Source organism: Nitrosomonas sp., from assembly GCF_019752415.1.
In the GTDB taxonomy this organism is placed as follows: Bacteria; Pseudomonadota; Gammaproteobacteria; order Burkholderiales; family Nitrosomonadaceae; genus Nitrosomonas.
Genome location: NZ_JAIEME010000025.1, coordinates 92,617 through 106,550, shown reverse-complemented (window position 1 = coordinate 106,550; position 13,934 = coordinate 92,617). Strand labels below are relative to the sequence as shown.

The window sequence follows — 13,934 nt, the reverse complement described above, 5'->3', positions numbered from 1 at the left end:
ATGCTCCTGATCGTCGGTATTGGCAGTGATCTGTTATCTAGTTTTTACGCCAAAATGGGTAAAAACGTTCTGAATTATGAAGAACTGGCGGTTATGCTGATTTTTACGATTGCATTTTTTGTGTTGATTTCCAGGTTGCCGCTGTTGCTGGCTGGTATTATAACGGGTAGTAGCATAGGTTCGACTGTCGGAATTGGCAGTTATGGCGCCGGTGGTTTTATGGCAGCGGCAGGTACGGCGGCAGCCGTTGCGTCATATGGTGGCACACTAGCAGCCGGTCGGCTGACAGCAGCAAGAAGTGCGGGGACGGATGCTTTGCGCAGTGCCATTGAAAAAGGCCAGGCTCAGGAATCGTCAGGTATGAACAATATTTCGCAAGGAGAAGGTAAATAATGAATAAGGTATTTAATCGATTCTCTTGATGATGGATTTGCCGCCGGATATGCAAGAAAGGGTGGTGTGTTCAATCACTGCTGCCGTCAAATATGAAATACCAGCCAATATCTTACTGGCGATAGCCGAAAAAGAGGGTGGTAAACCGGGTCAGTGGGTGAGTAACAGTAACGGGACTCACGATGTTGGTTCGATGCAATTTAATACCTCATATCTTCAGGATTTATCCAAATATGGCATCACGCCTGATCATGTGGCAAAACCGGGTTGTTATGCCTATGATCTGGCCGCATGGCGAGTGCGGCTACATATCAAGAATGATAAAGGCGATATTTGGACAAAAGCGGCCAATTATCATTCACGTACTCCAAAATATAATGCAAAGTATCGGGCTGATTTGATTGTCAAAGCTGTTAAATGGGCGGACTGGCTAGAAAATCGCCTTATCACGGAAACTAATAAAATACCTGGCGTTTATATGGATTAAGTCAGTTCTATGCGTTATTCACAAATTAAAGCTCGAGGTTATAAATTAGGTATTTATGATATGAGATCTTTACGCGTCCGGCGGACGACATCAAAATCTTAAAAGCTCATAATAAAATTCCATTTCATCCTTGAATCCACCTAAATTAGATGATTCATCAACTTTGTCTTACTTTTTGTTGTGCAAAAATCTATAACTATAGTAGCATTATGGTTTTATTGGGCTATATTAATTTTTATTATGGAGAAATGTTGTGAAAAACAGAATCTTAATTTTAATTGCTTTTGGTTTATTAAGTTTATTAGCTTCATGTGCGCAAATGAATCCTCACCCTATGGATATGACTAAAGCTATTCAGGACGCAAAAAGTCCTACTGACCATAATGCACTAGTTAAACATTATGAAGATGCTGCTAAAGAAATGTTGTCAAAAGCACAAGAACATAAGAAAATGCTTGAAGGATATGAGTCAAATACTTCTCACTATGGCAGGCAAGCGTTAGATTTGCAGGCACACTGCCGGAACTTGATTAATGCATACGAGCAAGCTGCGAAAGCAAATACGGATATGGCCGATTCCCATCGCAAGATGGCTGCAGAGATTAAGTAATATTCGATTGATGAAGCAGCACGATTGGGCTACTTAATCTTTATGTAGCGATAAGCCTGAAATTGTTTATAATAAACAAATGAAAAGACGCAATTACAAATGGTTATTGGTTTTTTTTATGCTGTGGCTGCCATTGCAGGCCACAGCAGCGGCTGTTTTATCAGTTTGTGTGCAGGAAAAAAATATCAACAGTCATCATAACAAATCAACGATAACTATCGACAGCCATCATCACGAAGCTTGTCATAAGCAAACAGCAGATAATACAACCGATCATTTGTTATCAAGCCTGCCGTGCGATGATACCTCTTGTAACGCATACAGTAATACGCCGATCCTGTCTGGCTACACTGCCTCTATGTTAACCAACGACACTTCCGCTATTACTTCATTGCATCCCAGTTTTATTTCATTTGTACCCGAACAGCCGCAACGCCCACCTCTAACCGCCTAATCCTTACTCGGGCAAGCGCGAGTAGGGGATATTAAGCGAGACTCAGTACACCAAGTAGCATTGGCGAACTATGCACGCTAACCCTATTCGATAACCTGCCGGCAGGTTTTCTGCCATGGCAGTATCATTGATTACGGCTTGGAGGCATTGATGTATTTAATATTTTTTGTTCAAATCCAATCGGCTCCGATGATTCGCGCAGGTATGATCGCATTAATATGGACAATCACCGCGATAACCGCTCAAGCACAAGAATCTCGTTCTATTATTTTTTCCAAGTCAATTGAAAGAGCAACCGAGGACGCGCTTCTGGTGCATAACACCCCGCTGTTATCTGATTTGATCGCGGAAACTCTGAAAAATAATCCAGAAATCCGGGCGGCGGCTCAGGAACATCAAGCCGCGCAGCAAAGGGTCGCGCCGGCAGGTGCATTGGACGATCCGCAAGTTGAAATCGGTGTGTTGTATATGCCGATTGCCGCATCGCCGTTTCGCACCGAAGACATGACGATGAAGATGATCGGGTTGGCGCAGACATTACCCTTCCCGGGCAAGCGCGATCTGCGCGAAGCGGTAGCCAGCAAGGATGCAGAGGCGATCGAGTACGGCTATCAGGAAACCATCAATCGTATCGTGCATGACCTCAAAACCGCCTATTTCGATCTCGGACTCACGCTCGAACTGATCAAGCTGGTCGAGAAGAATAAGCAAACCCTCGAACATTTTTTGCGCATTGCGGAAGAACGTTATCAAGTCGGCCAAGGCAGTCAGGCCGATGTGTTGAAAGCGCAGACGCAAGTATCGCGGATGATGGATCGCCTGATCGGCCTCGCGCGTGAGCAGCCGATGTTCGAAGCGAATCTGCTGCGTGCGCTGGGGCGCGGCATGGGTAGTAAAGCACCGACGCCGCTGTCGGTACAGCTTTACCATGAACCGGCTTTGAAACTGGAAGCATTGTATGAGGCCGCCTTGATCCAGCGTCCGCGCTTGCTGGCGTTGAAAAGTTTGATCGCGCGCAGCGACAAAGTGTTGGATCTGGCGCAAAAAGATTATTACCCTGACTTCACGCCGCGCTTGATGTACGGACAACGCGAAAGCCGGTTGGATGGCACCGGGCGCGCCGACGAGGTCAGTTTCACCGTGACCATGAATCTGCCGGTATGGCGCAAAAGCAAGCTGGAGCCGCGCGTCTCGGAAGCATTGGCGTTACGCGACCAGGCCATGAGCCTGCATCAGGCGCAAATCAACGAGATCGCCGCCACATCGCGGCAACAGCTCGCCATTGCGGAGCAAAGTTACAAATCGGCGCAGCTTTATCAATCGACCATCCTGCCGCAAGCGCGGCTGACCGTTGAATCGTCATTGTCAGCGTACAAGGTGAATCGCGTTGATTTTCTGACTGTACTGGATAACCAAATGACCGTGTTCGATTACGAAACCAGCTTGGTTACCGCAATCGCAAGTTACCACAAGGCGCTGGCGGAAATCGAGCTGTTGGTCGGCAAGCGGCATGATGAACACAGATGATGGAGTCTCCCATGAAATCGATCGTTAAATTATTGTTGCTTGCCTTAACAGTGGCCGCCTTGATGTCCGCTGGTTATTGGTGGGGCAGCACGCAATCGCAAAAATCTGCTCATGGCGATACAGTCCAACCGGAAAAAACCAAGAAAATTTTGTACTATCGCAACCCGATGGGCCTGCCGGATACTTCTCCAGTACCGAAAAGAGATCCAATGGGAATGGATTATCTGCCGGTTTATGACGGCGATGAACCGCCATCGGATCTAAATGTCGTGACCATCAGCACGGAAAAAGTGCAGAAACTGGGCGTGCGCACGGAAGCAGCAAAATTGCGTGAGCTGATACGTACTGTGCGCGCGGTAGCGACGGTTCAGATTGATGAACGCAAACAATACACCGTGGCGACCAAGTTTGAAGGCTGGATTCAACGGCTGTATGTGAACACTACAGGGCAAACAGTAAGAAAAGGCGAGGCCTTGATGGATGTCTACAGCCCTGAGCTGATTACCGCGCAACAGGAATACCTGATTGCGGTAAGAGGACTGCAATCCGTTGCCGACAGCAATGCGGACGTGCGTGCTGCTATGCAACGGCTAATTGCTGGCGCATTGCAAAAACTGCGTAACTGGGACATCGCAGAAGCTGAGTTGCGGCGACTGCAGCAAACCGGTGAAGTGCAACAGTACATGACGTTACGTGCGAAAGTCGATGGTGTGGTTCTGGAAAAGCAGGCGGTCATGGGACAACGTTTCATGCCGGGAGAAATGCTTTATCAAATCGCAGATTTGTCGAGTGTTTGGATGTTGGCCGATGTGTTCGAACAGGATCTCGGCCTCATTCATCCGGGTCAGTTGGCTACTGTTCGAATAGATGCTTATCCTGATAAGGTTTTCAGCGGTGAAGTGGCATTTATATACCCGGCGGTAACGCCCGAAACGCGCACAGCCATCGTACGCATTATTCTCTCCAATTCCGATGGTCTGCTAAAGCCAGCCATGTATGCGCACGTCGAATTTGCTTCGTTTCATAGCAAAAATAAAGTGTTAACGGTACCTGATTCCGCAGTACTGGATACCGGTACCCGCCGGGTGGTATTGATCGATCTTGGTACAGGCCGCTTTGAGCCGCGCACAGTGAAACTCGGAACGCATGCCGATGGCTACGCCGAGGTGCTGGGCGGGCTTCGAGCCGGAGAAGCCGTGGTGGTCAAGGCGAATTTTCTGATCGATGCGGAAAGCAATTTCAAGAATGCATTAAGTGGATTTGGACAAAACCATCAAGAAACAAGCACCAGTGAACAGATTGCCAGCGCTTCCCGCATGACCTATCACGGCGAGGGAACGATCAAAGCCATTGATTTAGCCCATGCGACGGTCACACTTGTGCATGGCCCGATTGAAAGTCTTCAGTGGCCTGCCATGACAATGGATTTTCGTTTTCTGGAACCGGCTCTACTCCAATCACTCAAGCCGGGTCAGCAAATTAGCTTTGAGATAGCGGAAGAATCAGCCGGTGAATTTGTGTTAGTGCGCATGGAAGCAGCCAACGGTGCGCACAGCCACGGGAGGCTCTGACATGCTCAGGTACATTATTGAATGGTCGATCCGGCATGTTTTTCTGGTGCTGTTAAGCACAGCCTTTATTATTGGCTGGGGAATATACGCCGTATGGAAGATGCCGGTCGACGCGATCCCCGATCTATCCGATGTACAAGTCATCATTTATACGGAATATCCCGGACAGGCACCGCAGGTTGTCGAGGATCAGGTGACCTATCCGCTCACCACGGCCATGCTCGCCGTGCCCCGGTCAAAAATTGTGCGTGGCCAGTCTGCATTTGGGGTTTCGTTTATTTATGTCATTTTTGAAGATGGCACGGATATTTACTGGGCGCGATCGCGGGTACTGGAATATTTGAACTTTGCGGCAAACCAACTACCTCGGGATGTGCGGCCTGCGCTTGGTCCGGATGCAACCGGAGTTGGCTGGCTTTATCAATATGTTGTCACCGCTAAGGATCGCACCCTGGATGAATTACGCACCATTCAGGACTGGTTCTTGCGTTATCAACTAACCACCACGCACGGAATATCGGAAGTCGCCAGCGTCGGTGGATTTGTTAAAACCTATCAAATCACGGTCGATCCGCGCCGCCTGCAAGCCTACGATATTCCACTGAAAAGAATTACCGAAGTCATCGCCGCCAGCAATCGAGATGTCGGCGGGCGCGTCATTGAATTGGCGGAAACGGAATATATGGTGCGTGGCCGGGGTTACCTGCGCGGCATTAGTGATCTGGAAAATCTGGTGGTTAGGGCGCATATCGGCAAGCCGGTCTTGTTGCGGGATATCGCCCGGGTGGAGTTGATCCCCGGAGAACGCCGCGGCATTACGGAGCTGAATGGCGAGGGGGAAGCCGTTTCCGGCATCGCGGTGGCGCGCTATGGTGAAAATGCGCTGGATGTGATTCATGCGCTCGAAGCAAAAATTGACGAAATCAAATCCGGCTTGCCGCAGGATGTTTCGATTGAATCCATTTACAATCGCTCCGAGCTGATTCATCGTGCCATTACGACGCTCCAGGAAGTATTTGTCGAGCAAATCGTCATCGTGGCGCTGGTTTGCGTGGTATTCCTGATGCACGTGCGCAGTGCACTGGTGGCGATTATCATGTTGCCAATTGGCGTGCTGATTGCTTTCATCGCCATGGCGCAACTCGGAATCAATTCCAATATTATGAGTCTGGCCGGCATCGCGCTGGCAATCGCGGAAATGACCGATGCCGCGATCGTCATGGTGGAAAATTCGCATAAACATCTGGCGCGACTCAGGCCGGGAGAGTCGCGCACGAATGCAGTGATCGCCGCTTGTAAGGAAGTCGGACCATCTTTATTTTTCAGCTTATTAATTATTACCGTATCGTTTCTTCCGGTATTTGCATTGGAAGCACAGGAAGGGCGTATGTTTCAACCGCTGGCGTATACCAAAACGTTTGCCATGGCCGGTGCGGCGCTCCTGTCCATCACCCTGGTTCCGGTGTTGATCCTGTTGCTGATACGCGGTCGTATCCCGCGTGAGGAAGATAATCGGCTGGGCCGTTTCATGATTCGATGGTATCAGCCGATTGTGGCCGGGGTAATGCGCTGGAAAAAATCCATACTGGTAATCGCATTAGGCGTACTGGTTGCCACCGCTTATCCGGCGATGCGATTGGGCACGGAATTCATGCCGACATTGAACGAAGGCACGCTGTTGTATATGCCTGTCACGTTACCGGGCATTTCGGTGACTAAAGCGGCGGAAACGATGCAAACGCAAAATAAAATCATCATGACTTTCCCAGAAGTCGCCTCTGTTTTCGGCAAAGCCGGGCGCGCCGATACCGCTACCGATCCAGCGCCATTGGAAATGACCGAAACCATCATCAACCTGAAACCGGAAAACGAATGGCGCACGGGTATGACGATCGACAAACTGATCGCCGAGCTCGATCAGGCGTTGCAAATCCCCGGTGTCGCAAACGCCTGGACCATGCCGATCAAAAACCGTACCGACATGCTGGCGACCGGCATCCGCACACCGGTCGGCATCAAAGTGTTCGGCAGCAATCTGGATGAGATCGAAACCATTGCCCGGAAGATCGAAGCCGTGGTGAAAACAGTGCCGGATACCGCCAGTGCCTATGCCGAGCGCATTACCGGCGGCTATTACCTGGATATCGAACCGGATCGTCTGGCGTTGGCGCGTTACGGATTGGCGGTCGGTGATTTGCTCGAGGTTATTTCGGTTGCGTTAGGCGGGCAAGTGATTACCACCACGGTCGAGGGCCGTGAGCGCTTTGACGTGGCGATCCGCTATCCGCGAGAACTGCGTAGCGATCCGCAAGCCATCGCCACGCAAGTGCTGGTGCCCGCCATGGGCGGCACGATGATTCCGCTGGGTCAATTGGCGCAAGTCAAGCTGGTGCAGGGGCCGCCGAGTATTCGTACGGAGAATGCGCTGCTGTCTGCTTACATCTTCGTCGACATCCGCGACCGCGATATCGGCGGTTATATTGCCGATGCGCAACAAGCCGTGCGCGATCAAGTGCAATTCCCGCCGGGGTACTATGCGACCTGGAGCGGGCAGTTTGAATATATGCAACGCGCTACCGAGAAATTGAAACTGGTCGTGCCGCTCACCATTTTGATGGTGTTCTTGCTGGTGTATCTAAATTTCGGCCGTTTGACTGAAACGCTGATCGTCATGCTGTCGGTGCCTTTTTCGCTGGTCGGCGGGATCTGGCTGATGTACTGGCTCGAATACAACCTGAGCATTGCCGCAGTCGTCGGCTTCATTGGGCTGATCGGCATTGCCGCGGAATCCGGCATGGTCATGCTGGTATTTATTGACCAGTCGCTCAGTACGATCTCCCGGCAGCGCAAAGCACTGGCGGAAAAAGTAACGCTGACGGATCTGTACGAGGCCGTTGTACAAGGCGCGGTCTATCGAATACGTCCGGTGATGATGACCATCGTCGGCAGCGTGGTAGGCTTGCTGCCGGTCATGCTCAGCACTGGCACCGGCTCTGAAATAATGCGCCGGATTGCGGCGCCGATGGTGGGCGGTATGGTTTCGGCTACGATCCTGACACTGATTATTTTCCCGGCGGTGTATGCGGTGGTGAAGGGAATTTCGATACAGCGTGCGGCGAAAACAACTCTTTCAGCGCATTAGCCGGTAATCAGCGGTACTGATGCGGCAATGCACCCAGAGCAGTAGGGTGGATAAGCGTAGCGCCATCCACCAAAGATTATGCGTTAGCACAGATGGATGGGATGTCAGTTGTAAGATCTGGCCTTTCTCTTTGGTATTCCTTTTGCGAGTTAAATGGTCAAGTGGTAACAGCTGACCGGTTAATTCAGAAAATTACACTTATTATACGAATCCGCCTCCGGTAGAATTTGAAAAAGACTTAACAAAGTCTCCGGGTTTATTTGACCACAACAAGGCATCTTTACACTTCAACGGGTTGCGCGCAGACAAATCGAGCAGTTGATTTCTGACATTAGTAGTCGGAAGAAATCGCCCCAATTTGGCGAGTGGAAAATGGTCAATTTTCGACAGCTGCAAAACTTAAAAAGCAGACAACTTTGGATGAGCAATGACTGACAGGAAAACCATGCGAGCAGAGCGAGAGGTCTTTGCCGATCTAGCTGTGCTTTGTTGCCAACCCGGCTACGTGCATGCAGTAGCCCACATCTGTTTCCGTGACAACGTGATCCTCCACGCGGATGACATGAAGGAAACCGATATAAGGAAGATGTTCTCTTCCTCACGGCTCATCCGAACGGAGATCAATACTTTGCTCGGCTTGATGATAAAAGCCAATATCGACTGGATGCTACCTTCACCAAGAACAGTGCAGGAATACATTGATGCGACAGAGCAACTCCTTGAGGAGTTACACCAATGCCTGTCCGGAGAATTCTGGTCAGGCCTGACCAAGGAAGCGGTAGAGAGTGGTTTCAACCCATTTGAATGCGGGGAAGTGCTGCGGGAGCCGATTTTCTATAGCGGGGAAGCAGCGTACAACTTTCAGTACTTGGACCTAGCTGTTCGTAAGTACGCGGCTGACGCGCAATGGCTCCAGGCAAACCGAGGCTTTAACATCGGCCACGCTTCGCGTGTCGCGAAAGCAGTCGAGGAAGTCCACGCCGATCACTTTAGCGCAATTCGTGAACGCATGATAAAGCAGCACCCGGACGAATCGACAATGCTTACTCTTTTCGCCTTCACAGCCGATGAAATTGCAGTAAAGACAAATCTTGCTACCGAAATCGTGAGGCGAGTACTCGTGGCATTTGAATTGTCATCTATAGAACGCAATGAAGGGTTCAATGCCCTCCATGACTTCAATGTCATCACGGCTATGCCCCTATTGCGGATGCCAGGTGGAGAGTTTCTATCATTACAAGCCTACTCTCTTGCCGAAGCGATATACGAATCGCCCCATCATTGGATGTATCAAGATGAAGAGTATCGTCCAACACTCTCGAAGAATCGTGGCGACTTCACTGAAAATTTTGTTGCCGAGCGTCTCGGCTTGGTGTTTGGGAATAAGTGCGTTCATTTGAACGTTGATGTCTTCAAGACCAAGTCGACGAAAGTTTCTGACGTCGACGTGCTTGTCGTTTGGGGCAATCGGGCCATCATCGTGCAGGCAAAATCAAAGCGCCTGACGCTTGAGTCGAGAAAAGGGAATGACCAGGTTATTCGCAACGACTTCAAGAAGGCGGTACAGGCTGCCTACGACCAAGGTGCCGCGTGTGCCAAATGCTTGCTTGATAAGGGTTATAGATTGGTAGCTTCTGACGAGCGCGAGATCCTACTGACGGAGGGCATCGAGGAGATTTACATCTTCTGTGTCGTTAGTGATCACTATCCAGCCTTGAGCTTTCAGGCACGGCAATTCCTGAAGACAGAATCCATCGATCTGGTACAAGCACCGTTGGTTATGGACGTATTTGCTTTGGATGCCATGACCGAGATGCTGCAGTCTCCCCTACAGTTTCTTAGCTATGTAAACCGCCGGGCAAACTACGCTGAGCAACTTATGGCATCGCAGGAATTAACGATTCTTGGCTATCATTTGAAGAAAAACCTCTGGGTGCAGCCTGACGTTAACCTGATGCTTTTATCTGATGATTTTTCGGCTGAATTAGACATTGCGATATTGGTGAGGCGAGCTGGGGTGCAAGGAGCCGCCACACCCGATGGTGTTCTGACTCGGTCTAAAAAAACGACAATTGGTCGATTGGTGAAGGAAATTGAAGCCAGACCAGACCCAGCAACGATTGATCTCGGTTTTTTACTCCTGGCAATGAGCGAGCAGGCTGTGACCGAAATGAGTCGTGCCGTAGACAGGTTGGCTGCTTGGACTCGTGCTGATGGCAAGGTGCATGATGCCACGTTCGGATTTAAGGAAGGTACAGGCATTACCTTCCACTGCACCGATGAGCCAGCAAAAGTGGCTAGTCCTCGCCTGAAGTCTTACTGCAAGCTTCGTAAATACCGGGAGAAAGCCACGAAGTGGTTTGGTCTTTGCATGACCTCAACGGGCCCTGACGTGAGATTCGGTGTCTCCCTTGCCTTTCCGTGGACTCAAGATGAGAAAATGGATGAGAAAACCAAAGATATGAGAGAGGCGGTTCCCATCGACCAGGCTCTTCAGGTACTGATGAAGGGAAGAAATCGAGTGAAGAAGATTGGCCGGAACGATCCTTGCCCATGCGGTAGCGGGCGGAAATACAAAAAATGCTGTCTTAACTGAATTAAATACAAAAAAATAATGCACCTGCATCATATTGCACTGGCCATCGTGGTGGCGGTGATTTGGGGATTCAATTTCGTCATGATCAAAGCGGGGCTTGACGAGCTGCCGCCGATTCTGCTGTGCGCGTTGCGTTTCTTTTTTGCTGCGTTTCCGGCGGTCTTTTTCATCCGGCGGCCTAGTATCGCATTCCGGCAAGTGGCGGTTTTCGGGTTTGTCATGTTTGCATTGCAGTTCACTTTGCTATTTTTCGGCATGGCTGCCGGGACAACAGCTGGTCTCGCTTCGTTGCTGTTGCAAATTCAGGTGTTCTTTACCATCTTGTTGGCAGTCATGTTTCTGCATGAAAAGCCATCTGTTTGGCAGATCGCCGGGGCGATTATTTCATTTTCCGGTATCGGGCTTGTCGCCGCCAATCTGGGCGGTGATATCTCGGCGCTGGGCATGGGCCTGATCATTGCAGCCGCGGCTTCGTGGGGCGCGGGCAATCTGATTTCCAAACGGTTCGGCAAGATCGATATGCTGGCGCTGGTCATTTGGGGAAGTTTCGTTGCTTGGCCTCCGCTCTTGCTGGTGTCGTTCATCTTTGAACAAAACTTTTGGGATCTCGAAGGCTTATCCGGGCTCACGTGGCGCTCTGCCGCCGCCATTGGCTATAATGCGTATCCGGTTACCCTGTTGGGCTTTGCGACATGGAACTGGCTATTGAGTCATTATCCGGCCGCGACAGTAGCGTCATTCTCGCTGCTTGTACCAGTGTTCGGGTTGGCGAGTTCCGCATGGGTGATGGACGACCCATCCATCCGTGGAAAATCGGTGCAGCTGCTTTAATTATTGTAGGTCTTTGTATAAATTTGCTGGCAACTCGCCTCGCCGCACGCAACTATCGGAAATAATCTGATTTCATGAAAAAGCAGCCTCATTTTATCCCGGCATTACATTTCCACTGGCTGACGCGCTGGTACGATCCCATGATGCGGTGCCTGTTTCCAGAATCGGGAACCAAGGCGGCATTGATTGCGCAGGCCCATATTCAGCCCGGCCAGATCGTGTTGGATGCGGGTTGCGGTACCGGCACGCTCACTATGTTGATCAAACAAACCGAGCCGGGTGCCATAGTCTATGGACTTGATGTGGATCCCCAGGTGTTGGACATTGCGCGAAGAAAGGACGGGCAGCAAGCAGGAGAAGCCATCATCTTGCAACAGGGCACAGCGACTTGTTTGCCCTACCCGGATGGAAGTTTCGACCGTGTATTCACCAGTCTGATGCTGCATCATCTGACGCGGCAAGATAAACAGCAAATGCTCAGAGAAGCTTTCCGCGTATTGAAGCCTGGCGGAGAGCTGCATATCGCGGATTTCGGAAAGCCACATGATTTTGTCATGTGGTTAATCTCTTTGATGATGCGCTGGTTTGAAGAAATTCACGATCACATTTTGGGTCGCTTGCCGGCATTTATAATGGATGCCGGATTCCACCCGGTAGAAGAGACTGCTCAGCATCGTACCTTGGTCGGCACGATCGCTTTATACCGTGCCAGTAAGCCGATGAAGAATGATTGATCCTGCTTTGTGGGATAGTCTGAAATCGGATTTTAGAGGCAGGGGTTTACAAAAATTCCCTGCCGCTCAGCCTATGACTCGAGATCTTTGAAGGGATGAGGCTTAGCAACACCAAATCCTTGCGCATAATCGATGCCAATTTCCTGTAGCTTTACGATGATGTCATCTGATTCAACTAATTCGGCTATTGTCTTAATTTCTGCCTTGTGCGCAAGTTGATTGATGGTTTTTACTTTATCGAGATCTTCCTCATCACGAAGGATATTGCATACTAAACTGCCATCAATTTTCAGGAAATCGACTTTCATTTTGTCGAGCAGATTTAACGATTCTGGGTTGCCGCTAAAGCTGCATAGCGAAACCAAGCAGCCCAGCTCTCGAATTTTCTGCGTAAAAATAAGTGTATCGGCTGTATTGGCTTCTGCGTCTGATACTTCAACCTCAAAGCAAAGATTGGTAGCCGGGGCTTTTATTTTTTGTAATTGATCTTGAATAAAACCAGGAAAGGCCCGGTCACTTAACGTATCTTTAGCGACATTAACATAAAATACAGAGTTGGATTTTGGGTGAACTGATAACCACTGGGCGATGTGATTGATTATCCACCGATCCAGTTTGGGCATCATTTTAAATTGATCGACAAGGGGTAGAAATGAGCCAGGGGGCATCAAGTTATTTTCTTCCTCATGCATACGAATGAGAATCTCATAATGTGAGACTGATGTGATAGAAGATTTGATAGGGGTTATTTCCTGGCAATAAAGATTAAATTCCCCCCCCTCAATGGCCTGAGTAATACGTGCAGCGGTAATTCCTGATTTGGATGTTTGAGTACTCGGTGGCGGGTTTGTATTGTCTTTAGTCAGTATTTTGTTGGCTTTTTCTGGTTCTGGTTTGGTTGGGCTCTCTAATTTCTTTTTCGAAGAATCACGGTTTTTTTCTTGCGCCCGGGGAGTGTGTAGCGTGTAGAAACCGATAGCCTTTCCCTTGCTATCAAGATGAGGAAGATATTGCTCCGTAAAAATATAAGGGAAGCCCTTGGTCGACTTAAGTACACGTTCGTTATGCACGGTTTTTCCGGCCAGTATTTCTTCGATACTATTTTGAATATCAGAGAAAAACTCTTCATTTGAGAATTCGTTTAAAAGCCGGCCATCTATTTGATCTGGCTTTAATCCAAACCATCGGCGAAATATTCTATTATGGTAACGGCAACGAAGATCACCATTAAAATAAGCCAGCATGACAGGCATGTTTTCATCAACAAACTGTGATTTTATTTTGCTTTCAGAAGCTGTTTTCTCAGCCCATAACCGGTGCTTAATCTCATTCCCGAGTCTTTCCTTGCTAACTTGGAGTTGATCGGAAAAGTTTTTGATATTTTTCTCCGCACCCGCTACTTGGATCATTGCTATTAGTATTGCAAAGACCAAGGAAAACCAGAGTGCTGCTTGCAAGTGCGATGGGATTTCATTGATAAAATAGGTGTCAGCTATCAGAACGATTGCAAGTATTAGCGCAATGCAAATTGCGAGATAAGGTTTAACGTTACTAAGAAGAGAGATTTTTTGCACGATGTTTCCTTATTC

Annotated in this window: 10 protein-coding genes and 1 pseudogene; 10 read left to right on the top strand and 1 reads right to left on the bottom strand. The window is 49.2% G+C overall.

The genetic code is table 11. The features are described 5' to 3' along the window. The 10 genes and pseudogenes from K2P83_RS05185 to K2P83_RS05140 form a co-directional block, all read left to right on the top strand. Positions 1-393: pseudogene (locus tag K2P83_RS05185) on the top strand (P-type conjugative transfer protein TrbL); the annotation flags it as partial. A gap of 28 nt (positions 394-421) precedes the next feature. Then, on the top strand, positions 422-880 hold the full coding sequence (locus tag K2P83_RS05180) for a transglycosylase SLT domain-containing protein (protein WP_292926955.1): 459 nt from the start codon (positions 422-424) through the stop codon (positions 878-880). 253 nt (positions 881-1,133) lie between these two features. Continuing rightward, positions 1,134-1,490 carry a hypothetical protein gene (locus K2P83_RS05175; RefSeq protein ID WP_292926953.1) on the top strand — a complete coding sequence of 119 codons (357 nt, stop codon included), beginning with the start codon at positions 1,134-1,136 and terminating at the stop codon, positions 1,488-1,490. A gap of 79 nt (positions 1,491-1,569) precedes the next feature. Then, the gene (locus tag K2P83_RS05170; protein ID WP_292926951.1) at positions 1,570-1,944 is read left to right on the top strand and encodes a hypothetical protein; all 375 of its coding nucleotides are present in this window, start codon (positions 1,570-1,572) and stop codon (positions 1,942-1,944) included. A 150-nt stretch (positions 1,945-2,094) separates the two neighbouring features. Continuing rightward, positions 2,095-3,471, top strand: coding sequence for a TolC family protein (locus K2P83_RS05165; RefSeq protein ID WP_292926949.1), 1,377 nt, complete (start codon positions 2,095-2,097; stop codon positions 3,469-3,471). Positions 3,472-3,482: 11 nt separating this feature from the next. Further along, positions 3,483-5,042: an efflux RND transporter periplasmic adaptor subunit gene (locus tag K2P83_RS05160; protein ID WP_292926947.1), complete on the top strand. Its 1,560-nt coding sequence runs from the start codon at positions 3,483-3,485 to the stop codon at positions 5,040-5,042. A gap of 1 nt (position 5,043) precedes the next feature. Continuing rightward, the gene (locus tag K2P83_RS05155) at positions 5,044-8,184 is read left to right on the top strand and encodes a CusA/CzcA family heavy metal efflux RND transporter (RefSeq protein WP_292926945.1); all 3,141 of its coding nucleotides are present in this window, start codon (positions 5,044-5,046) and stop codon (positions 8,182-8,184) included. Between the two features lie 427 nt (positions 8,185-8,611). Next, complete coding sequence (locus K2P83_RS05150; protein WP_292926943.1) at positions 8,612-10,780, top strand: SEC-C metal-binding domain-containing protein; 2,169 nt, start codon at positions 8,612-8,614, stop codon at positions 10,778-10,780. Positions 10,781-10,798: 18 nt separating this feature from the next. Next, positions 10,799-11,611: an EamA family transporter gene (locus K2P83_RS05145; protein WP_292926941.1), complete on the top strand. Its 813-nt coding sequence runs from the start codon at positions 10,799-10,801 to the stop codon at positions 11,609-11,611. A 74-nt stretch (positions 11,612-11,685) separates the two neighbouring features. After that, positions 11,686-12,345 carry a methyltransferase domain-containing protein gene (locus K2P83_RS05140; RefSeq protein WP_292926939.1) on the top strand — a complete coding sequence of 220 codons (660 nt, stop codon included), beginning with the start codon at positions 11,686-11,688 and terminating at the stop codon, positions 12,343-12,345. 71 nt (positions 12,346-12,416) lie between these two features. On the opposite strand, the gene K2P83_RS05135 is transcribed toward K2P83_RS05140, so the two are convergent. Beyond that, positions 12,417-13,919, bottom strand: a complete 1,503-nt coding sequence (locus tag K2P83_RS05135) for an EAL domain-containing protein (protein ID WP_292926937.1) — start codon at positions 13,917-13,919, stop codon at positions 12,417-12,419. Positions 13,920-13,934 lie beyond the last annotated feature (15 nt).

Bases quoted from the DNA above. Each gene is read 5' to 3' on its own strand.
- K2P83_RS05145 (WP_292926941.1), top strand. From the start codon at position 10,799: ATGCACCTGCATCATATTGCACTGGCCATCGTGGTGGCGGTGATTTGG.
- K2P83_RS05165 (WP_292926949.1), top strand. From the start codon at position 2,095: ATGTATTTAATATTTTTTGTTCAAATCCAATCGGCTCCGATGATTCGC.
- K2P83_RS05160 (WP_292926947.1), top strand. From the start codon at position 3,483: ATGAAATCGATCGTTAAATTATTGTTGCTTGCCTTAACAGTGGCCGCC.
- K2P83_RS05170 (WP_292926951.1), top strand. From the start codon at position 1,570: ATGAAAAGACGCAATTACAAATGGTTATTGGTTTTTTTTATGCTGTGG.
- K2P83_RS05140 (WP_292926939.1), top strand. From the start codon at position 11,686: ATGAAAAAGCAGCCTCATTTTATCCCGGCATTACATTTCCACTGGCTG.
- K2P83_RS05155 (WP_292926945.1), top strand. From the start codon at position 5,044: ATGCTCAGGTACATTATTGAATGGTCGATCCGGCATGTTTTTCTGGTG.
- K2P83_RS05180 (WP_292926955.1), top strand. From the start codon at position 422: ATGATGGATTTGCCGCCGGATATGCAAGAAAGGGTGGTGTGTTCAATC.
- K2P83_RS05150 (WP_292926943.1), top strand. From the start codon at position 8,612: ATGACTGACAGGAAAACCATGCGAGCAGAGCGAGAGGTCTTTGCCGAT.